Here is a 21,344-nt window from a genome sequence, read left to right as displayed (position 1 = left end):
AGTCGCCTAACCGCTGAGCCCCCGGAACCGTTGCAATACCACGACAAGGAAGCCGACGAGCAGCGGCGCGATCACCATGTTCAGCACGCGAAGGGCCTTCCGGTTCGGCGACGGTACGGCACCCTGCAGCACGACCTTGGCGACGAGCGTCCCGAGCAGCACGGTGAGGAGGAGGGGCTGGACCCACACCCACGGGCCCTCGCCGGTCCACACCGACCTGAGGAGCAGGGGGCTCATGAGGAGCTCACCCGCCCGCGTCGCGCAATGCGCCTGTTCCGGATCAGTTCGGTCAGCGCCGCGACCGATGCTATGGCCACGAGGGCACAGAGCCCGAGCGTCGGTGACCAGCGCCGCAGCTGAACCATCGCCTGGGCGACCAAGGTGCCGAGCGCCAGGCTGAGCGCGACCCCGAGGACGAACTGCGTGAGGCGGTCCGGCAGCCGGATCAGCCGCACGCACGCCAGCCCAGGGACGATCGCGAGGTAGGCGAGCACGGCGACGGCCCGTACGGTGGCCGGTCCGCTCAGCAGGACGAGGGCGAGGACCCCGGCGCCGGCGAGCAGCGTCAGCAGCGGTGGCCAGACGGTGGGCGGCCTGGAGCCGTCCTGCCCTCGCGGCGGCGCCGGCCGGCGCAGGAGCATTCCGGTCGCCTGGCGGGGGCTGGGCACGCTTTTCCGGTTGGCCACGCTCGGCTCGGTGGTGTTTGTCATCGGCTTGCGCCTCCCGTGGTGGCGAGGACGTAGATCCTCGCTTCGGGGGTGGTGTAGACCGGCCGGAACCGGCCGGAGTCGACGACCTCGCGTTCAAGGCCCTCGCCCCAGCCCGCCGGTTTGCCGAGAAACGACTCGGCGAAGACGAACTGCCCCTTCGTGATGAGCAGGTACGCGCCCTGCGGGTTGCTCCGCATGTCGTGTTCGATCTCGGATACTGCGGTCGGCCCGAAATCCTGGCCGAGAGGCAGATAGTGGTACTGCTCGATGCCCTGCGCCCGCCAGGGCACGTTCGACGTCAGCGAGACGAACGACGTACCCGCCGGCGCATTCGCGTAGAGCCAGGCCACCGCCTGGGCATCGCCGGGGCGGACCCGCTCGAAGGCCTCGTTGCCGTACCGCGCGACGAAGAACGCGCCGACGAGCACGGCGCTGAGCACACCGGTCAGCGCGGCGGTGAGGACGCGCCGCCGCGCCGGCCAGGCAGCCGCCGGCAGCGCGGCGAGGAGGATCACCATGAACGGCAGGGCGAGGGTGTAGACCCGCAGGAAGATCTCGCCACCATAGCTCTGAAGGGCCAGCAGGAGGAACGGGGCGACCGCAAGCGAGAGCAGCGCCAGGTCGCCCTGCCCGCGGCGCATCCGCAGCCACGCTCCGGCGGCCGCCAGGCCCCAGACGGCCGCGGCGAGACCGACCCGCGACAGCACCACGATCTGGTGCGCGAGATCGCCCCGGACGCGCTGCACCGCTGCGCTGCTGACGGTGCCGCCGACGTCGCCGACGGAACCGAACATGTCGTGCAGGTGCCCTGACCAGTACGGCACCGTGCCGTAGCTGATGTAGGCGGTGACCACGACGGCCAGCAGGATCGGCAGCGTGCGCATCGTGCAGCAGCCGGTCAGCACCAGCGCGCTGGCGGAGATCACGATCGCGATCGGGGTGAGCTGGTGACTGACGGTGCTGGCGGTGAAGACCACGAGTACCACCGCGATCAGGCCCGTCAGCGACACCGGGCCCGCGGGATGCGGGTCCGGGGCGAGCCGCAGCGGGCTCGGCGGGAGCCGGAACACGCGCAGGAGCCAGCCGGTGACCCGTCCGGGTGACCTGTGCCGGGTACCCGTACGCGGGCGAAACCACGCCACCAGTACCAGCATCAGCACCAGGTAGAACAGGTAGTTCATCCCCTGCGGCCCGAAGTAGTCCTGCCCCACCCAGTTCGCCGGCACGAACAGCCAGACGGCCAGCCATGCCGTACGCGCACCCGACGACAGCTCGCGGGCCAGCCGGAAGACGGTCGCGCCGTACAGCAGGTTGAGCACGACGGCCGTCCAGGCGAGCAGCGGCATGGCGTCCGGCATCCCCGCCGCGCGGGTCGCCATCGCCGCCAGGGCGAAGAACCCGGGCCAGTTGAATCGGGCGTCGAGCTGCGGCAGCGTGTGGCCGGTACGCGCGATGTAGTCGGCGAAGCCGACGTGCAGCCAGCTCGGGATCATACGCGGCAACGGCTCGACGAGCGCCGCCGCACCGTGCAGCAGGACGACGAGCACGACGACGTGCGCGGCGAGCAGCGGGGCCGCAGCGGGCCGGGTACGGAACACGCCGCTGACGAAACTGACGGTGAGCAGCGCCAGCGCGACGTACAGCTCGGGACGCAGCGCTGTGACGAGGCCGAGGAATCCGATGTCAGCGACGTCCGACCGCCGCAGGGACTGCACTCCGAGCCCGAGCGCGATCACGGGCGCGCACCACCCGGCAGCCACCCACAAGCCTTCGTGTACCCGGCGCTGCGGCGCGGTCGCCGTGGCCGGCACGGCTGCCTCGCTGCTCACGGCTTGCCCCACGCCAGTCGCAGCAGCGCCGGCAGGACCGCTCCCGCGACAATCAGCTGTGCGGCCAGGTAGGCGACGCCGACCCCGGTCACCCCGAGCTCGTCCATGGTGACCAGGGCCAGCGACAGCACCAGCGTGCTCGACGCGGCGTTGACCAGAATGATCCGGCCGACCCGCCGCTGCACCCGGGATGCGGCGACGAAGACGATCATCACCAGCTTGGGCAGCACCGCCAGGGCGAAGAGCCGCAGGGTGTTCGCGCCGGCTCCGGCGTAGTGCGCACCGAACAGGGCCAGCAGCAGCGGCGCCGCCCCGCAGAGCAGGACGACCGCCGGCGTGAACAGGAGCAGCGCCCGGCGCAGCAGCTGCCGTGTGTACGCCGCGAGACGGGACTCGTCGGCGGCGGCCTCCACGGTGAGCGAGGTGCCGAAGTGGTACGCCACGAGCTCCGCCGAGCTGCCGAGCAGCCACGCCACGTAGAATACGCCGTTGGCCTCCGCGCCCAGCTTGGCGGTCACGATCAGCGGCAGTGCGTTCGTGCCGGCCTGCATGAACAGGTACCCCACGTAGTCCAGCGCGACGAACCGGGCCAGGGCCCGGCGGCCGGGCAGGGCACCCGCGTCGCCCCGCGCCTGCAACCGGGGCAGCAGCCTGCGGAACACCAGCAGGCTGACGGGGATGAGCGCGGCCACGGCCGCGAGATTCCAGGAGGCGAAGATCCCGAGGCTCGGTGCCGCACCGGCCAGCAGTACCAACAACGCGATCTTGAGGACGCCGAAGAGGGCGTTCTCGGCCGGGACCCAGACGGCTCCCCGCAGCGCGGTGAGCACGCTGTCCTGCAGCGTGAACACGCCCCAGCCGGCAACGGCCAGCGCAAAGCAGACGGCGAGCAGCGGGGCGCGGTGCAGGAAGCCGAACTGGCCGGCGACGACCGGTGCGATCGCCAGGAAGGCGCCGCTGATGGCGAGAGCCACCAGGCAGCTGGTCCCGTAGGCGTAGCCGACCAGCCGGGTCCCCTGCCGGCCCGCGGCCGGCAGGAAACGGGCGAGCGTCCCGTTCAGGTTGAGCTGGGACAGGTTGCTCAGGAAGGTCATCGTCGAGACCATGGCGGCGCCGATCCCCAGCTGCGCAGCGGAGTACAGCCTCGCCGCGATCGCCCAGTAGGCGACGCCCAGCACCGAGCTGAGGACCGTGTTGGCCATCAGGGCGTAGACGTTACTGTTCAGCGGATTGCGCAGGTGGCGGCGCAGCCGCGCTGCGACCGGTGTCGCAACGGCGACGGAGTCGAGGGCGGTCGCGCCGTCCGTGATCGCCGGATCGGCGATTCCGGAATGTGGCCCTGTCATGACGCCACCTCCCGGCCGCGCTCAGGCGGCTCGCTGCGGTCCGGCATGCGCGGCCGGCGGGCGGCGGGCCGCGCCGCGTGCACCACACGACGGACCTGCCGGTACGCGCGCCAGCCCCGCGTCCGCAGGTGCTCGCCGCGCCAAGCCAGCGGCCAGCCACGCCCGTCGAGCAGCGCTTCGAGTCCCTCGGTGCCGGTGTCGCGCTCGATCAGGACCCGGGCGATGGCGAAGACCTCGTCCTCGTCGTGGCTCAGCGCGTTCTTCACGGCACAGGCGGAGGAGTAGCCGGCTGCCTGTACCGCGCGGCAAACCGCCGGGCTGTGGTAGCCGTACGGGTAGGCGAACGACGACACGGGTGCCCGCAGCCCGTCCTCGAGTTCCCGCCTGCTGCGCGCGATCTCCGAATCCAGCTCCCGGCGGCGCAGGCAGTCCAACGCGTGGTGCGTGTGGCTGTGTGACCCGATCTCCACCCCGTGCGCGCGCAGCTCTGCCAATCCGTCCCAGTCCAGCGCGGGATCGCTGCCGGCCGGCTGGGTCACGCCCAGCCGGGACGTGATGACGTATGCGGTCGCCGTGAGGTCGTACCGGCGCAGCACCGGCAGCGCGGTCTCGGCGAGGTCGGGGAACCCGTCGTCGAAGGTGATCAGCACCGGCCGCGGCGGCAGCGGTGCCACTCCACGCAGCATGGCGGCGTACCGGCTGACCGTCAACGGGGTGCTCCCCCGGCCCCTGATCAGCGCCATCTGCTCGTCGAAGTCGCCGGGGGACACCGACCATCGCAGCGTCCCGTCACGGCGCTCGTCGCTGATGCTGTGGTACCCGAGCACGGGCACGACGGTTCTGGGTCGCGCGGCGCTCACCGACGGCCCCGTCGCGAGCGGGCCGACCACGCGGCGGCGGCGTAGTAGGCCGGGCCCAGCGCCAGCCCGCACAGCTCCAGAACGGTGAACGAGGCTGGGTAGCCGTCCTGCTTCCGCGCGTTCTTCCCGGACCGCGGCAGGAGGGCGTACGCGATACCGCGCGGCAGCCGTCTGAGCAGGTCCACGCGGGCCGAGGCGTCGGTGGCGACGCACTTCGCGAGCACCGCGCTGAGGCCGGTCCCGTACTGGTACACGGTGCGCCGCAACGCCCGCACCTCACGCCGATGTGTATGCCACACGATCGCGCCCGGTTCGTACACCAGCGAGTGGCCGGCCAGCACCAGGCGCAGCAGCACGTCGATGTCCTCGCCGCTGGGCAGCCGCGGGTCGAAGCCGCCCAACCGGCGCAGCTGCGCGGCACGGAACGCCATGTTCGCCCCGGAGCCGTACGAACCCGGCAGGTACGGGTAGAGCGAGCGGGGCGACGCGGGGACCCGGTGCACGTGCTGCGCCTCGACCGTGGAGATTCCGGTCCGGTCGAACCGCCGGCGCCGGCAGCCCTTGCCGTAACCGCCGTACTGCTCGATCCAGATCTGGGCCGGCGCCTCGAGTTCCCGGGCAAGCACCTGTCCGGTGACCCCGGCGACGTCTGCGTCGGTGAAGCCGTCGACGAGCGCCCGCAGCCACTGCCGGTCCACCATCACGTCGTCGTCCGCGAAGGCCACGATCTCGCCCCGGGCCTCGGCGAGCCCTCGGTTGCGTGCGTGGGTGACGCCGGGTCGCGGTTCGCACGTGCAGCGGATCCGGGGATCGGCAGCGGCCCGCCCCGCGACGATCCGTGCCGTGTCGGACCGCTGAGGGGCATTGTCGACGACGACAATCTCGTACCGGGGGTAGTCCAGCGCGGCGAGCGAGTCGAGTGCCGCCTCGAACAGTGGCGTCCGTCCGCACGTCGGCACGATCACGCTGACGAACGGGCTCGGCTCCTGCGGTGGCCGGCGGGGTGGGCACGACACGCCACCGCCGACCGTTCCGGCCTCGCCGAGCAGGCCCGGGTCCAGCCGATCGAGCGGAGGCAGGCCGTCCTCCCGAAGGTGCTCGTCGACTTCTTCGCAGAGCCGTTCGCGGATCACCCCGGCCAGCGCCGGCGGGGTCAGGCCGCCGGCCGGCAGCGCGACGTCGAGCAGCCCCAGCGGTTGCCCGTGCAGCCGGACCAGGATCTGCGCTGCCGCGTACCGGGTCCCGTCCGGGCCGCTGTCGGGCACGGCGGGCAACCTCTCGGAGAGTTCGGCCGTGAGCACGCGTACCGGCGCCGGCCCCGGGTCGCGCCGTTGCCGGGCGGGCTTTCCGGCGGCGTGGGAGGCGCGCATCGCGTGACCGCAGATGTAGCCGGAGGCGGTCACGAGCAGCCCGGCGACGATCGCCCCGGCCCGCAGCAGCCCGGCGCCGTCGCCGTCGCGGACCTGGCGCAGCCCGCGGCGCACCCCGTCCGGCAGCGCCCGGCGGGTGTACGCGCGCTCCGCGGACAGCCCCGCCTCGCTGCCGACCAAGCGGGCGACCACCGCCTTGGACCGCCCTTCCGAGAAGCAACGCCGGCGGAAGTAGTGCCACGTTGTCCGGTCCGTGGTGACCCGGTGCCGGACTCGCGCCGACGGCTCGTACAGCACGACGCCGTCCGGTTGCTGGCGGCGGATACGGATGCACAGTTCCGTCTCCTCGCAGCCGACCGGCGTGCGTCCGATCCGTCCGAGCGCGGGATCGAAGCCGGCGGTCCGTTCGAGAACGGCCCGGCGGAACGACATGTTGCATCCGATGACGTTGCGCACCGCGGAGACCTCCGTCGGCTGCCCGGTGAAGCTGCACCCGACCACCCAGTCGAACTCGGGCGGCAGCCACCGCGGGCGCTGCTCCTCCCACGCCGGCAGGGCCCGCCCACCGACGGCCAGCACCTGCTCGTCGCGGTAATGCGGCAGCAGCTGGGCCAGCCAGTCAGGCTCCGCCTCCGCGTCGTCGTCGAGGAAGGCGACGATCTCCCCGCGCGCCTCGGCCACGCCGGTGTTGCGGGCCGCCGAGAGGCCGCGCGGGCCGGTGTTCGGCACGACCGTCACGCCGGGGAAGGTGTGGCAGACCCGGTCCAGCAGCACGGGGTTGTGGTCCACGACCACGACGATCTGCGTCGCCGGGGTCTCCTGCGCGAACACTGACTCGACCGCCCGCACGATCTGCGACCAGCGCCGTTCGGTGTAGACGCAGATGACGACGGTGACGCTCGGCGCCGGACCGGGGTCGCCCGGCCGTTCCGGGTCGCGGCCGGCGGCCAGCTCAGACGCTGACGAGGACGCGCTCGACGTTGCCGCGAAGCCACCGTGGATTGTCATGGTCACCTTCCGAGTCGATGAACAGCAGGGTGTGGCGCAGCCAGTAGAGGAGCAGCGCCGCGCGCTGCGGGATGGTGTCCAGCCAGGCGTCGACGTCGCGGGCGGAAACGTCGAGCGTCTCCTCGATGCCGCGGTGCAGGGCGCGCACGACGATGTCGCCGAGCTCGTCGCCGCCGGTCAACCGCCGGGCCAGGACGTGCAGGTGCAGCAAGTCGTGCAGCGGAAGCTGGCCCGGTGTGGCACAGTCCCAGTCGACGACCCCGGTCACCTGCCCGCCCGGCGGCGCGGCCAGCAGGTTGCCCGGCCAGAAGTCGCCGTGGATCCAGGACACGCGCACGGTCCGTCCGACGAGCACGGCGATCAGCTCCTCGTGCAGGCGCCCGACCGCGTCGACGACCCGGGGCGGCTGGGACAGGGTGAGCGCGAACTCCTCGAGCCGCCGCAGCGGTGCGTCGACCCACGCCCGAACGGTGGACCGGTCGAGCACGGTCTGCTCCCCGGTGCGGGCGTGCAGGTCGCTGATCAGCCCGGTGGCGGCGCGCAGGAGCATGGTTCGCCAGGCCCGCCGCACCATCAGCCCCATCGCGGAGACCCCCGGCAGCGCCTCCTCCACGCAGTAGTAGCGCCCCTCGATCGTCCCTTGGGCGAGACAGCGGGGCAGCACCGGACGCAGGTTGGGCAGCCGCGGATCCTGGCGGAGCATCGCGAGTACCGTCGCCTGACGCCGCAGGCTGGCGGCGCCGGCGGCGGTCCACGGGACCTTGACCACGTACCGGTCGGGCGATCCGGAGCGGATGACCGTGGCGACCGCGACGGAGGTGCTGGTGAAGCTGACGGTTTCGGTCCGCCAGCCGGTGTTGCGTATCGACGTCGCGCCGGCGACCAGTCGCGGTGCGGCGGCGGCGGTCCACCGCCGCTCTTCCCGGTGCAGCCACCGGGCGAGGTGGTCGCGCAGCACCGGCCGGGCCTTCTGGAGCGTGCCCCTCACCGGGTCGCCCGCCTCGCGTAGTACTGCCAGATGCGCGCGATCGCGTCGGCGAGCACCAGGTCCGGTGGCCGGTCCGCGTCCAAGGGTTCAAGGTGCGGGATCCGCCGGCGCAGCCGGTGGTACTGCTCCCGCTCGGCTTCCAGGTGCGCGGGGTCGTACTCGCCAGACCGCAGGTACATGACGCGACCCGGCACGTCGAGCAGCAGGACCAGGTTCGGCGCCGGGCAGAGCCGGCTCAGCAGCACGAAGTACGGCCGTTTGAGCCACACCAGCGGCCCGCGCGGCGGCAGCAGCGCGTCGTAGACGTACCGGTCGAAGACCACGACCCGGCCGAGCACCCGGTGGCGCAGTGCGGTCAGGTAGCGACGCCACACGGTGAAGGGGCGCAGCAGAATGCGCAACCCGTGCGCGGCCACGCTGACCGGCGACTCGTTCGACGGCCACAGTCCCATGTAGACTCTCTGCACCGGAAAGTAGAACGCCGACTGGATGCCCGTGGCGAGCGTCGACTTGCCCGAACCGTCGGGGCCGAGCAGCGCGACGCTGATCCCCCGCCTGCTCCAGGCCTGCAACGGCCGCTCCGCGAGCCGCAGTGCGGCCGAGGCGACGAGCCGACCGGCCACCCCGATCGGGTGGTTTCGCCGCCAGGCGGCAAGCAGGGCGCGGCGCCGCGCCGCGAGGGCGTCCAGCCGTCCCGCCTGCCAGTCCTGCAGCAGGGTTCGCGCGGCGGCCGCTGGCATCGCGCGTACCAGCGGGCCGTCGAGCGACGCCGCGTGGCTCAGGTCGGCCAGCCGGCGCACGTGGCGCGCCGCGAAGGCGCCCTTGTCGAGGACGCAGTGCAGCAGCAGCGCCCAGAACTCGTCCTCGGGTGCGAGCACCCACACACCGTCCTGCTCCCGGCGGCGGGCCAGGCACTCGTCGGCGGCCTCCGTACGCACCTGGAAATGCCAGCCGTAGGCGACCTCGGTCACGAGGTCGAGCTCGACCCAGGTGCCGGTGGACGCGTCGAGACCGAGATAGAAGCGGTGGGTTCCCCGGCCGTGGCTGCGTAGCCGGATCAGCCCGTGCGCCTCGATGACGGCCACGGCCCGGGGAAGGTCGGCCGCGGCCACGAGGATGTCCAGGTCGTCCGCGGCGGTGAGCCCATCGGGGCCGCCGCGCAGCAGGCACCACCGTACGCCAGCCTCGTCGATCCCGGCCAGCACCGTGCGGGCGAGCCCAAGTTCGGCTACAGCGGGGTACGGCCACCGATGCGGATGTCCCTGAACCGTCCGTGCGGTCGTGTCGTCGCTGGTCATCGCGTGGTCTCCGACGCTCGTGTGGTTGCGGCTGTGAGGGCGAGGCACGGTTGCGCCGGTGTCACGGCCGGTGCGGGCTGGACAGCCAGGGAAAAGTCCGCCGGCTGGTCGGTCCGCAGGGGGACGTACCGCACCTCGTACGGTTCGAGCCACAACGACCGCCCCTGCACCTTGACCTCGATCCGGCCGGTTCCGAGGTGGACGAGCAGCAGCGCCGTTCGGCCGCGGACGAGTCCCAGCTCCGGCGCCGGCCAGGTCACGGCGTTGTCCCCGGCCCGGTCCGCGAGCACCTGCTGCAGCCGCGCGACCGCCTCGGCATATGCGAGGGGAAGACCGCCGTCCGACCGGCCGGTCGCGCTCCACAGCGCCGGCGAGTCCGTCTCGCGTGTGTCGTCGTCGCGTTGCGGCTGCCAGATGAGTGCCACGGCGGCCTTCTGATCGATCATGTGCAGCAGGGCGCCGATGGCCCGGGCATCCAGTTTCGCCTGGCCGTCCGCGGTGGCCTGGCCGACGTGGAACTCGCTCCACCACACCGGCAACGAGGTGCGCTGCCGCAGCCATTGGGTCAGGGCGCCGAAGAGTGCGCTGCTCGTGCTGGTCGCGGTGGTCCGGCCCTCGTCGCGGGTCGCCGATCCGGCGTCGACCGCGATGAAGTCCGCGCCGTGCTTGTGCTGCAGCCAGTAGTCGATCACGTCGAGACTGCGCTGGTCGATCGTGCCGCAGGCGCCGGACAGGTCGGACGGGTGACCGCCGGCCTCACGGCTCGCCCAAAGGTCGAACACGACGTACGGCCCGCCGACGGCAATATTGGGATCGACCGACTTCAACGCGTCGTACACCGCGTTGTAGAGCTTCGTGTACGCCTCGTAGTCCCAACGGTTGCGGGCTTCGTCCCAGAAGCCCTTCAACTCGTTCCACACCTGGAAGTGCCGCACGTCCGGATACCGGCGGGCGACCGCCGCAGCGAGCGCGGCGAAGTCGGCGTAGTGCCGCGGCTCGGGCGCCGCGTGCAGCTGGTCCCAGTCGGTCTCCCCGGGCCGGCCACCCTTCATCCAGTCAGGGGCGCAGCAGAGTGTGATCACGGGCGTGCCGCCGGTCGACCTGATGAGCTTCATCCGGCGGTCGAGCGAGGACCAGTCGAACGTTCCCGGGCTCGGCTCGGGGTTCACCGCCCCCCACCCGTCGATGTGCTGGTTCTGGTAGGTCGCCGTGGCGGTCAGCACGGCCCGCGCCGATGCGGAGGCCGCAGGGTTGCCCCAGTCGTCGATCGAGTTCTGGGTGTGCGTGACGCCCACGGCGAGGGTGCGCGGGTCGGGGCGGTGGATCTTCGGCGCGGACCAGTCGTAGCCGGCGAGGTCCGAGTCGGCCGGCGGCGGGTCCGAGGTGTGCTTCCGGCCGGGATTCCATCCGACGACCAGCAGCGTGGAGACCAACGAGAGCGTGATCAGCGTGACGATGACGCGACGGCGTCGGGCGCGCGGGTTCGGCAACCGCGACGATCTGCGGAACACGGGGCCTACCCACGCCCTCTCATGCGCCGCAGCGTCGCACTGGCCACGCCACGCGTACGACGCGCCAGCGAGCCCATCGGCATTCGCTCGAGCCGGTAGCCGGCATAATGTTGTTCCGCGGCGCCGAAGCGGCTCTTGAAGAGCGCCAGCGACGAACCGGGGGCGGAGTCGCCCAGGTGGTACGACACGCACCCGGCCTCGGCCGCCTCCTCGATGGCGATGCGGTGCAACAGGTAGGTGGCGTACGTGGGGCCGACGAGCTCCTCGTCCATAGCGCCCCGCCACATGCAGGCCACCGCCTGGCCGAGCAGCACGACGATCGCGGCGGCCGGTCGCCCGTCAACGAACGCCGCGTAGATCCGGCAGCGCGGGCCGAGGACCCGGGCGACCGTGCGCAGCTTGTGGGGCGGCTCCAGCCGTGCCGCCCGCCAGCGTGCCAGCCGGAGCGGTACGCCGTCCTGGTGTGCCCACCGGTCGACGGACTTGGCGTACAGCTCCTGCAGGACCGGGACGAGCCGGCCGGTGTCGTCCCGCTCGACAACGACGTTGGCGCGCTCGGCTCGCCGGACCCGGTTGCGGGTGTCACTGCGGAACCGGGTCCGCCAGACCTCGTCGAAGCCACCGGCGAGGGAGAGGGTCTGTGCCATGCGCGGCTCGCGCCGAACCCCGGGCGGGCAGCCCTGCTCCCAGGACTCCGCGGTGGAGGGGTCGGGACGCAACGAGGCACTGACCATGCGCCTCGCGGCAAGGTCGCCGAGGACCATCCGTACGTCCTCCGGCCGGACGGCACCGCCCTCGCCGAGCAGACCGCCCGCTCCCCAGCCGATCGGCAGCGAGGATTCCATCGCGATCAACGGGCCGACGAGTGAACGGCGCACCAACGGGAGCACCAGCCGTCGGCCGTCCGCGGTCCGGTAGAGCCGCGAGGCGTTCGCATACCCGTCGACCGCGCAGATGCACTCCAGCCACTCCGGGGACTGTGTCGGCAGCGCTCGCGGCGCGGAGGCGAGCACCTCCTGCCACGCGTCGACCGGTGCCGGGCTCGTCACGAGCGGTGCGCTCGTGCCAACGGCTCGGCGCGACCGGGGCCGTTGGCCGAGACCCGCGCTCACGGCGCCGCCCACAGCACACCCGTCGAGTCCACGGACGGGCCCGCATAGCCGGTCACGGCCGGGCCTCTTCGGCAAGCTCCGCGGTGTCGAGCAGTTCGGCGGTCAGCGACTGCCAGGTGAGCAGGACCCGGTGGTCGATCGGGTCCACGACCGGCCGCGGTCGCCGCACGATCCGCTCCCGGACCAGCGTACGGAGCACCCGCTGGCCGTCACGGAACGTGCGCAGGTTCGAGGTGCCGCACCGCCTCGGTAGTTCGGTGCTCGGCACCTCGGCGATACGAAGACCCGCCTTCAATGCGTGTACGACGAGTTCGGTCTCTATCTCGAAGCCGTGCGCCGTGAGGGCGAGCGACGGCAGGCACTCGCGGCGGAACGAGCAGAACCCGTAGCACAGGTCGGTGAAGCGGACGAGGAACATGCTGTTCGTCATCCGGACCAGCATCTGGTTGCCGATCCGCCGCAGCGCGGTCAGATCCAACGATCCGCCGGCGGCAAGGAATCGGGAGCCCTTCACGAAGTCGTACCCGTTCATCAGCGGCGTGACGTACCGATGGATCTCGTCGGGATCCATGCTGCCGTCCGCGTCGATCATCACGATCAGGTCGCCGGTCGCCGCGGCGAAGGCGACCCGCGCCGCGTCTCCCTTGCCCCGGCAATTCTGGGCCAGCACCACGATGTCGGGCCGGACGGCGCGCGCGACCTCCACCGTGCGGTCGGACGAGTGCCCGTCGACGAGGACCACCTCGTCCACGATGGACGGCAGGCGCTTGAGCACCCAGGCGATGTTCTTCTCCTCGTTGAGCGTGGGGATGACCACGCTCACGCTCTGCCGACCGGGAACCCCGCTGATGGGTTCTGCCGCTATGTGGTCGGGCCAGCCCCGCATCCGGGGGAGGCTCAACGATGGCCCGCCGTCCCGTTCCGGCGCGGGGAACGCTCCGACGGCGGGGCCCACGACATTGTGGATGTCGCTGGACCCGGTCATCGGTTCGTCCCGGTGACGCAGACCGCCGCGTTGCCTTCCGGCATGCCGTTGGTCTTTCGCATCTCACCCTGATCGAAATGCGCCGTAGTCCTCATCAAACCCCTCCCCCGATGGGCACCCGAAGCGATTGAATCGATATGCAGCGCCGATGCGGCCGACTGCGCCCCGATCCGAACGTGACGTTAACAGCGAGTGAACGCCCGTAACCGCAACATCCACGAACGTAGCCAGCCGATCAGACACGACTGTCCGATGTGGACCCCGCTTGGTCTGGATGCTCAACGCCGTATGCCCGGCCACAGCAATCACCTCCCACCGTGCGCCCGGGCGAGAAAGTGGGTGAGAAGGCAATCGGGCGAGAGTAGGCCCCACGCAGTTGGGAAGCGGTGCGACACCACCACGCGGTAGCCCGCGGCCACTCTGTCCACAATGGACAGTGTTTTCGGTCAGAGTGCCCCGCGACCCGGGAGAGCATTAGCCAGAACGCAAGCGACAGCGCCGGCCCGCGACGCTGACGAGCAAGGCCGTACGGGTGGGCGGGCCATCGACCCTGTCCTTACGATGACCCCAGCGGGATGTCCGCGTGCCAGTACCGCTGCGTCGTGTCGTTGCTGGCCATGACGACCAGGCCGGCTGCGCTGGTGACCGGCTGTTTGGCCGAGGTCACGTTGTTCAGGTGCGGCGACAGCGCATCTCTGATGACTGGCGTGCCGCGACCCAGCGGGAAGGAGACGTTGCCCATCGGGGAGCTCTTCATGAAGATCGTCCCGTCGGATCCTGAAAAGGGGCACCCGGTGTCCGGCGCAGTCATGAACACGTAGATGACCTGGTGCGCGGAGTCGAGCATGACGATCGGCCGGGTGTGGCAGTCGCTGATGCGGCCGATTGGGTAGCTCGCCCAGGCACCGGTCGAGGGGTCCCGCACCAGGAGCATGATCTGTGGCGCCACCCCCGAGCCGCCGACGTCGTCCAAGCTGGTCTTGACCGCCGCGTAGACGCGCCCGGACTGGTCCGCCTTGAGGTTGATGTGGTCGTCAGCCCAACCGGGACCGCTGAGCACCGCGATGGCCGCCGACCACGTTCCCGCCGCTGCACCGTCAGCGTGGGTGGCGAAGTACATCGCCGAATCGACCTGGTTGCTCCACATCACGCCGACCTTGTGGTCGCCCGTGGCGACGATGGACGAAATGTCGTCGGGGTCCAGCGACGTTGCGCCGGCGACTGGGAGCACGAACGGCACGCCCCACGTCGTGTCGCTGCCCGTGGTGGAGTTCGCATAGACCTTCGAACCTTGGGTCCAGGTCGCCCACAGGACGCCGGTGGAGTCCTTGTCGATGGTCAGCGTCTCGCTGGAGTAGTTGTCGATCTGCACCGGGAATCCGGCGTCCAGGGTGTACGTCCTCGTCGCGGGTGTATAGCTGTAGCGGTAGAGCCGGGCCGGGTTGCCGGACGTGGCGTCGCTGGACGAACTGGCCGTCACGTGGGAGGCGACATAGAGGTGGGTACCATCCCACAGGGTGTCGGAGCGCGACTTCGCCCTGTTGTCGGTCTGCGCGCCGGTGTCGATCCAGGTCTGCGTCGAGCGATCCAGCCGGAAGATGTGGTGGGTCTGGCTGACCGTGTCGAAGAGCACTGCCCACCAGACGCCGTCGTTCCACCACAACTTGCTCTCCGGTTTCTCACCGGTCGCTGCCGCCCCCGGTGTCGACGGCCCGACATACCCGATGCTGCCCGCAGTGCTGGTGGTGAAGGTGGCGTCGGAGCCGTTGGTGGCGCCTGCCGAGTTGGTCGCGACGAGCCTGTAGTGATACGTCGTGGAGGCAGTCAGGCCGCTGAGATTCGCCGAAACTGGGGCTGCGGTGGTGCCGGACCCGGCCGAACCGTCCGGTGAGGGCGTCTGGGTCCCGTAGGACGTCGTGGTGCCGTACTCGAAGTGATAGGTGGTGCTCAACCCGTTTGGGCTGACGGTTCCGGCGATGGTCGCGGCTGTGCCGGCAACGCTCGTGGCGCTGCCGGTCGTCACCGTCGGCCGCTGCGGCTGCGGCGCCTGACCGCTCGGCTTGATGTTTGCGGCAAAGCTCACCTGCACCGACGTACCGCCAGACTCCGTACTCGAGTAGGTAATCGGGCTACCGGTGGCGATGACACCGTTGGAGTCATTGGTCTCGAGTGTGGCCTGGGCTGACGTGGCGGCTCTTGTGTCGGAGCGTTCGGTCAACCCCGCTCCCGGCGTCCAGGTCTCGGAGGCACGGGAGGCAAAGGCCGCGAAGCCCCAACTCCCTGCCACTGTCGGCGTGAAGGCCGGGGCAGTGTGGCTGGTGGTATTGGACCCGCCGGCTTCCACTTTGTAGCCGTATCTCTCGAAGGGGTAGACACCATTCGCCGTGTTGATCGTGGTGTCGGCGCCGGAGTACGCCAGCACGGAGATCACCACGCCGGCCGGCGCGCTCGCAAATCTCCACGTGCCGGACTCCGCTCCCCCCACCGCGGCCTTCACAGCCACCACCAGGTGCGAACCGGTCGTGGTCGCGACATCGAACAGCTCACCGGGGATCTTGGTCCAGCCGCTCGGCGCCGTGTTGGCGATATCAGACAACCCCGGAGTCTTGTACGACAATGACGCGACCAGCAGGTCACCGGCCACCGCCGCGCTGGGAGTACTGAACGTCTTGGAGACAACGCTGCCGGTGCTGTCGGTGGCGTTGACCGGTGTGCCCCGCAGGGCAACGTTCGCGGCATCGACCGCCGCCGTCGCGGCAGCGGCGTGCGCGACCTCCAAGGTCGCGACGTTGCTGACCACTATCACCACAACGGCCGCGGCGGCACATCTCCACCCGAGTCTCAGCATCGCGGGCCCCCGACTGATGTACCCACGCGGGCTTGAGGTCCGGCGCCTTCCGGCGGGACTCGACATTCGGCGGGATGCCGTGCGCGTGTTCATGGCGCCTCCGTGCGACGAGGCCTCAGGCGGCTACCGCGACCACATCGCTCGAACGGGGCGTTCCTGCGCATCACAAGGTGACGTGAGAAGCGCGTCCAAACAACTGCGGACGCTTTGACTCTCGACTATGCACCCGCCTGCCCCGTCCCGGTAGAGATGTGTCGCCGACGCGACACGCCCCTTCCAGGGCGGCCACGGCAGGACCATGACCGCCAATGCCGGAATTGAGGATTTTACGTCGATATTCGTTCCAATTGCGGCGCGCTCGCTACAGCTTGGATGTTCGCGCCGAAGTCGCGGTGTTTGCCGGAGTACCAGGCGTCGATTGGTGGCGCCCTTGACGCTGGTCGTTGTCTCGGCCAGTCGATCGGCGCCGCCGGGCGGTCTCCCGCGTCTTCGAGGAAAGCGCCTGGTCACGGGGTTCGGCATGGGGTGCGAACAAGCCAAAGGGCGCGGCGGTCACCGGTCTGGGTGACCTCGGTGGTCGCGCCGGATGCGGCGGTGCTGATCCGCAGCGGCGCGCCCGGTTCGCTGCTGCCGATCCGGCCGTGGGACCACCCCGATTTGGTGCTGGCCCGTGCCGTGGCGGCGGCGGTCATCGACCGCGACGAGGCCCGGCTGATCGCGCCACGCGCCTGGACCACGAGACCCTCGCTCGAGTCGCCAGCGAGCTCGCCGGCGGCGTCGACGTCTCCACCCGCCGCGTCACAGGCCGCGGCCCCACGCCCCGAACCGGAAGGACTCGTCCGTGAGCACCGACATCACACCGGCAGCGTCGCTGTGCGCCGCCGCCCGTCTTCCGCCGACGGCTGGCCACCGGCTGAGGTTGGTCTGGGTCGACGCGGCGACTGCGAACTCGCGCGACAACGGTGGATGCGCTACCTGCCATCGACGTTGGAAGCGGTCAGCTCGGGCTGGTCCGCGGTCGTGGGGGTGGCCTCGGTCGTCGGCGCGGGTGGGTTGTGGGTCCGGGAGCCGATGGCCAGGAGCACGGTGAGCAGGGCCAGGACCGCGATGCCGGTGCTGGTCAGGAAGCCGCTGCGCATACCGTCTGCGATGGTCTCGGCGGCGGGTGCGGTGCCCGGGGTCTGTGGGGTGTCGTTGAGCACCGAGGCGTAGACGGTGGACAGGACGGCCACGCCGAGCGTGGCGCCGGACATCATGAGGGCCTGGAGCAGCCCGGCCGCGGCGCCGGAGTCCTGGGGTGCCACGGTGGACATGAGGGTGACGTTGAGCGGGACGGTCACGAGACCGAGGCCCGCGCCGGCGAGTAGCAGCGGCCCGAATACGCCGGTGAGGTATCCGGTGGTGGCTGAGATCTGGGTCAGCCAGCCGGTGGCGGCCAGCAGCAGGACGACACCGGCGGCGGCCGTGGCCTTGGCGCCGAACCGGCCCAGCAGCTTGGCCGCGGCCGTGGCGGTGAGCAGCATGCCGGCCGCCATCGGCAGGAAGGCGAGGCCGGCCTGCAGCGGGTTGAAGCCGGACACCTCCTGCAGGAACTGGATGAGGAGGAACTGCATGCTCAGGGTCACCATCGGGATCAGCAGCAGGCTCAGGTACGCACCGGCCCGGGTCCTGTCGGCGAGCAGGGCGAGGGGCATGATCGGTTGACTCGCCGCCCGCTCGACGAGGACGAACGCGACCAGCAACAGCACACCGGCGCCGAGGCCGCTCAGCGCGAGCCAGTCGCGCCAGCCGTGGTCGGCGGTGCGCACGAGGCCGTACACGACACCGACCGCGCCGGCCGCGGAGGTCACCGCTCCCAGCAGGTCGAACCGGCCGGGATGCCGCGGCGCTTCGGCGACGTATCGGGGGGTGCAGAGCACCACAAGCAGCCCGATCGGGACGTTGACGAGCAGGACCCAGCGCCAGGAGGTCACGGTGACGAGGATCCCGCCGAGGATCAGGCCGAGGGTCATCGCCGATGCGGTCATCGAGGAGTAGATGCCCAGCGCCCTGGTCTGCGCCGGGCCCTGGAAGTTGGTGATGAGCAGGGCGAGGGTGCTCGGCCCGGCCGCCGCCGCGCCGATGCCCTGCAGCGCCCGCATGGCGACCAGCCACTCGCCGGTCTGGGCCAGGCCGCCGAGCAGGGACCCGACCGTGAACAGCGCGATGCCGGCGACGAACACCCGGCGCCGGCCGAGGATGTCCCCGGCCCGGCCGCCGAGCAGCAGCAGGCCGCCGAAGGCGAGCAGGAAGGCGTTGACCACCCAGGACAGGCCGGCGGTGGAGAAGCCGAGACCGTCTCGGATCACGGGCAGCGCGACGTTGATGATGGTGCCGTCGAGCATGAGCATGAGCTCGCAGGACACGAGGATCGTCAGGGTCAGGGCGGTGGCCCGGCCGCCCGCCGGTGCCGGTTCGGGTCCGGTGCCGGCTGTGCGGTGCGGTGCACTCGACATGGATCCTCCTGCTGGCATAGCGTGGAGACAGACGAAGAATAGTGAACGCCTGCGTCTACTATAGGGATGCCGGTCCGGAGATGACAAGCAACCCGACTCCGCGACGAGGACGCATGCAGGGCAGGAAGGTGCTGATGGCCGATCCGCAGGACGACTCGGAGCACGGGAGCAGGACGCAGACCCGTCGACGCGGTGCGGATCTGGAGCGCGCCATCTTCGAAGCGGTCATCGAACAGCTCGGCACCGTCGGCTACGCCAGGCTCAGCATGGAGGGCGTCGCGGCGGCGGCCAACACCGGCAAGGCCGCCCTCTACCGCCGCTGGGACAACCGGGACGCACTGGTCCGCGACGCCCTGGGCAACCTGCTACCGCAACCGCCGGACCTGCCCGAGCACACCCCGCTGCGGGACGGCCTGCTGACCCTGCTCCGCTACTTCGACTCGGCGCTGTTCGGCTCCAAAGGCGCCGCGTTCCAGGCCGTCGCCGCGGAGAGCGGCAGCGACGTGACCCTGCTACGGGAGCTGTTCCAAACCCGGGTCACCGACCCCTGCCAGGACCGCATCCTCACCCTCCTGCACCGGCACACACCAGCCGCCCCCGACAAGGAACGCGACACAACCTTCGCCATGGCCGGACCCGCAATGCTCATGTACAACTGCATCAGCGGACAACCCCGCAGCACCGACCAGCAGATCGAGTCCATCGTGGACAACCTGCTCCTACCCCTGGCCCGCACCCAACTGACCAGACCAGGCTGGCCCGGCAAGACCGCCGGCCGGTGATATCGACCGTGGCGCGCACGACCGTCAACCTGCTTGCACGCCGCGAGCAACTATTTCGGGCTGCGCGACGGCTCTCGTGTCGGGTCGGCCGCCCGGGCAGGCTGCGCGGATGGCCGTGATGTTCTCCTGACCGGGGCGTGTCCGGTGCCGCCCGGCCCCCAGTCCCCCGACCGCGACCTGACCAGCCGCAACTGCCCGGCTCAGCAGTGAATGTGGACGCGGATGAGGTACGCGTCCTCGGGTAGCGCGTCCAGGCAGGCGTCCGCGGCGCCCCGCCGCGCGCCCACGCGCCGGTGACTCACGACCCGTGCGAGGTCGTGACCGCCCGGATGGTCGCAGATGCGCTCGGCATCGACCCGGGAAGCGGAGTCCAGACCCGACCAGCTTCCGCCGACGTGCCTGTTCGACGACCCGTCAGTGGCTCGCGCTTGCGACGTCGATCGTCGCCCACCTCTGAGCAACACAGCGAAGGTGGTGCCGGAATGCCTCCCACAAACGCTGAGGCGCGCCCAGGGGCGTCCCAGCGAAAATGAGCGGCGTGCGCGTGCTGTTCACCGCGGTACCGATCTACGGCCATTTTGCTGCCGCTGCCGCCCCTCGCCGAGGCCGCAGCCGCGGCCGGTGACCGGCTCTCGTCCAGGCCACCGGTGCACAGTGCCGCTGCCGGGCACGTCGTGCCCGATGCGACCTGAGGGAGCCGGCTCAGACGGACAACAACCGATCGAGCAGGCGGTGGTACTGCAGCACGGAGTCACGCATGTCCGCGATGCTGTCGGACGCCTGCGCGCTGCCGCGAGCGAACTGCTCCTCGCGGCTGTGCACGCTTTCGGCGAGGGCCTTCACCGCCTCATCCACCAGCTGCCGAGCCTCGGTAACGCTGCCCGGCGGGTCCTGGACGAACCGGCTCTCCACCCTGTGCCAGCGGCGCCGGAAGTCCTCGGTCTGCGTGGCGTCCCAGATCCCCGGCTGCTGCGTGTTGGAGGCCGCCCGCGGCTGGTGGGTTGGCTGCTGCGCGCCCTTGTCGTCCGTCCCGTAGGCGTCGCCGCCGGCCGGTGTCGCATAGGCCGGGCCGCCGGCAGCGTCGGCATCTGTGGGTGGTGGTGGCTCTTGGGAGGGCGGTGGTGCCGCGCTGGCCGCCGCCGGATCGATCGAGCTGCCGTCATGCATTGCGGTACCACCCGTCCTGCCGGCGCCGCGGAGCCGCTGCCCGCGCCGGCGCGGCGAACGGCGGAATCGGCCGAATGTCGCAGCCGCAACACCGGCAAGAATGAGTACTAGCAGGACGATGGCGAGCAGGGCTGCAGTCGATGACATGGCGAAATCCCTTCCCCCGCGGCTGAGCACATTCGGCGCACCACCACGCAACCAGCTCAGACGCTAGCTCGCTCCGGCTCCGGCCGACCTCACCTACTCGATCCGGGCCCGTTGCCTACCCTCAGGGGTGGGTTGTTCCGCGCTACCTTCAGCGGCCGGTGCACGTGTCGCGGACCAGGTCATCGGCGGCGCCCGGATACTGACGACTACGGCGTCCGCGGCCGGGACCTGCTCACCATCGCCGCCTACCGCGAACACCTCGCCGCACACGCCGACCCCGACGGGACCGAGCGCGAATGGAACGGCGACATCGGTGCTCAGCCCGTCGGTGACGACGCCGAGGAGTGCGGTAACAGACTCCAAGATGTCGCCGTCTGTGGCAGCGCCGGTTCGGTGTAGGGGTGCGGCACCCACAGCCGCAGCTCGGCGGCCGGCCCGGCGGCGCGGTCACGTCGAACAGCGCCGACTCGCCACGGTTGTCCGCGACGGCGGCGGTGAGGCTGAAGTCGTTGCCCGACCCCTGCACAGAGAACTGCCGGCGCAGCTCGCCGCCGAAGTTCAGGGTGGCGTGCCGGGCGATCTCCTTGACCACGCCGAAGCGCGCCGGGGGTGCCGTCGGCGATGGCCGCGTCGAGGGCCGCGGCGACCGGGAACGCCACCGCAGGGCCGGCGTTGCGGTTGAGGGCCGCGCCGAGGGCCCGCCCGGCGGTCGCCTGCGGCATGTGCCCGGTGATCACCTCCGACGAGCGGGTCGGCGGGCGGGGCACCTCGACCGCGTCGCCCGGGTGGAACCGGACGCGGACCGCCGAACGTCAGATGCCGAGGGACCCCGCTGACCTGCGCCCCCAAGCGCGTTGACAGTGCCGAGACATCGGCTGCACCTGGGAT

General features: G+C 71.0%; 15 protein-coding genes. 1 reads left to right on the top strand and 14 read right to left on the bottom strand.

All coding sequences use genetic code 11. The annotated features are described in order from the left end of the window. Window positions 1-6: 6 nt before the first annotated feature. The 13 genes from AB0M46_RS11130 to AB0M46_RS11070 form a co-directional block, all read right to left on the bottom strand. Window positions 7-237, bottom strand: a complete 231-nt coding sequence (locus tag AB0M46_RS11130; protein ID WP_363334783.1) for a hypothetical protein — start codon at window positions 235-237, stop codon at window positions 7-9. Continuing rightward, a complete protein-coding gene (locus AB0M46_RS11125) occupies window positions 234-710 on the bottom strand; it encodes a hypothetical protein (RefSeq protein WP_363334781.1) in 477 nt (158 codons plus the stop codon). Before AB0M46_RS11125 ends, AB0M46_RS11130 begins: the two co-directional genes overlap by 4 nt. Continuing rightward, window positions 707-2,539, bottom strand: a complete 1,833-nt coding sequence (locus AB0M46_RS11120; protein ID WP_363334780.1) for a hypothetical protein — start codon at window positions 2,537-2,539, stop codon at window positions 707-709. The genes AB0M46_RS11125 and AB0M46_RS11120 overlap by 4 nt, the downstream gene beginning before the upstream one ends. After that, on the bottom strand, window positions 2,536-3,885 hold the full coding sequence (locus AB0M46_RS11115; protein WP_363334778.1) for a hypothetical protein: 1,350 nt from the start codon (window positions 3,883-3,885) through the stop codon (window positions 2,536-2,538). The genes AB0M46_RS11120 and AB0M46_RS11115 overlap by 4 nt, the downstream gene beginning before the upstream one ends. Further along, complete coding sequence (locus AB0M46_RS11110; RefSeq protein WP_363334776.1) at window positions 3,882-4,712, bottom strand: polysaccharide deacetylase family protein; 831 nt, start codon at window positions 4,710-4,712, stop codon at window positions 3,882-3,884. Before AB0M46_RS11110 ends, AB0M46_RS11115 begins: the two co-directional genes overlap by 4 nt. A gap of 29 nt (window positions 4,713-4,741) precedes the next feature. Beyond that, window positions 4,742-7,123, bottom strand: coding sequence for a glycosyltransferase (locus tag AB0M46_RS11105; RefSeq protein WP_363334774.1), 2,382 nt, complete (start codon window positions 7,121-7,123; stop codon window positions 4,742-4,744). Continuing rightward, window positions 7,068-8,111, bottom strand: a complete 1,044-nt coding sequence (locus AB0M46_RS11100) for an aminoglycoside phosphotransferase family protein (protein WP_363334772.1) — start codon at window positions 8,109-8,111, stop codon at window positions 7,068-7,070. Before AB0M46_RS11100 ends, AB0M46_RS11105 begins: the two co-directional genes overlap by 56 nt. Then, complete coding sequence (locus tag AB0M46_RS11095) at window positions 8,108-9,409, bottom strand: nucleotidyltransferase family protein (RefSeq protein ID WP_363334770.1); 1,302 nt, start codon at window positions 9,407-9,409, stop codon at window positions 8,108-8,110. Before AB0M46_RS11095 ends, AB0M46_RS11100 begins: the two co-directional genes overlap by 4 nt. After that, entirely contained in the window at window positions 9,406-10,920 is a 1,515-nt protein-coding gene (locus AB0M46_RS11090) for a hypothetical protein (RefSeq protein ID WP_363334769.1), read from the bottom strand. Before AB0M46_RS11090 ends, AB0M46_RS11095 begins: the two co-directional genes overlap by 4 nt. A 5-nt stretch (window positions 10,921-10,925) precedes the next feature. After that, on the bottom strand, window positions 10,926-11,969 hold the full coding sequence (locus AB0M46_RS11085; protein WP_363334767.1) for a GNAT family N-acetyltransferase: 1,044 nt from the start codon (window positions 11,967-11,969) through the stop codon (window positions 10,926-10,928). A gap of 115 nt (window positions 11,970-12,084) precedes the next feature. Then, window positions 12,085-12,855 carry a glycosyltransferase family 2 protein gene (locus tag AB0M46_RS11080; RefSeq protein ID WP_363334765.1) on the bottom strand — a complete coding sequence of 257 codons (771 nt, stop codon included), beginning with the start codon at window positions 12,853-12,855 and terminating at the stop codon, window positions 12,085-12,087. A 718-nt stretch (window positions 12,856-13,573) separates the two neighbouring features. After that, a complete protein-coding gene (locus tag AB0M46_RS11075; RefSeq protein ID WP_363334763.1) occupies window positions 13,574-15,796 on the bottom strand; it encodes a hypothetical protein in 2,223 nt (740 codons plus the stop codon). Window positions 15,797-16,836: 1,040 nt separating this feature from the next. Then, on the bottom strand, window positions 16,837-18,360 hold the full coding sequence (locus tag AB0M46_RS11070; RefSeq protein ID WP_363334761.1) for an MFS transporter: 1,524 nt from the start codon (window positions 18,358-18,360) through the stop codon (window positions 16,837-16,839). 113 nt (window positions 18,361-18,473) lie between these two features. Between AB0M46_RS11070 and AB0M46_RS11065 the strand changes: the two genes are divergently transcribed. Further along, on the top strand, window positions 18,474-19,142 hold the full coding sequence (locus AB0M46_RS11065) for a TetR family transcriptional regulator (RefSeq protein WP_363334759.1): 669 nt from the start codon (window positions 18,474-18,476) through the stop codon (window positions 19,140-19,142). A gap of 702 nt (window positions 19,143-19,844) precedes the next feature. On the opposite strand, the gene AB0M46_RS11060 is transcribed toward AB0M46_RS11065, so the two are convergent. Then, window positions 19,845-20,309, bottom strand: coding sequence for a hypothetical protein (locus AB0M46_RS11060; RefSeq protein ID WP_363334757.1), 465 nt, complete (start codon window positions 20,307-20,309; stop codon window positions 19,845-19,847). Between the last annotated feature and the right edge of the window lie 1,035 nt (window positions 20,310-21,344).

The sequence above is a fragment of the Dactylosporangium sp. NPDC051485 genome (genome assembly GCF_040682015.1).
Classification (GTDB): Bacteria; Actinomycetota; Actinomycetes; order Mycobacteriales; family Micromonosporaceae; genus Dactylosporangium.
The sequence above is the reverse complement of the archived record's forward strand: the minus strand, read 5'-3'. Positions and strand labels throughout refer to the sequence as shown.

What these genes read in the sequence shown, in the direction of transcription:
- AB0M46_RS11060 (WP_363334757.1), bottom strand. Translation starts at nt 20,309, where the DNA reads ATGCATGACGGCAGCTCGATCGATCCGGCGGCGGCCAGCGCGGCACCA.
- AB0M46_RS11125 (WP_363334781.1), bottom strand. Translation starts at nt 710, where the DNA reads ATGACAAACACCACCGAGCCGAGCGTGGCCAACCGGAAAAGCGTGCCC.
- AB0M46_RS11095 (WP_363334770.1), bottom strand. Translation starts at nt 9,409, where the DNA reads ATGACCAGCGACGACACGACCGCACGGACGGTTCAGGGACATCCGCAT.
- AB0M46_RS11065 (WP_363334759.1), top strand. Translation starts at nt 18,474, where the DNA reads ATGCAGGGCAGGAAGGTGCTGATGGCCGATCCGCAGGACGACTCGGAG.
- AB0M46_RS11105 (WP_363334774.1), bottom strand. Translation starts at nt 7,123, where the DNA reads ATGACAATCCACGGTGGCTTCGCGGCAACGTCGAGCGCGTCCTCGTCA.
- AB0M46_RS11130 (WP_363334783.1), bottom strand. Translation starts at nt 237, where the DNA reads ATGAGCCCCCTGCTCCTCAGGTCGGTGTGGACCGGCGAGGGCCCGTGG.
- AB0M46_RS11115 (WP_363334778.1), bottom strand. Translation starts at nt 3,885, where the DNA reads ATGACAGGGCCACATTCCGGAATCGCCGATCCGGCGATCACGGACGGC.
- AB0M46_RS11070 (WP_363334761.1), bottom strand. Translation starts at nt 18,360, where the DNA reads ATGTCGAGTGCACCGCACCGCACAGCCGGCACCGGACCCGAACCGGCA.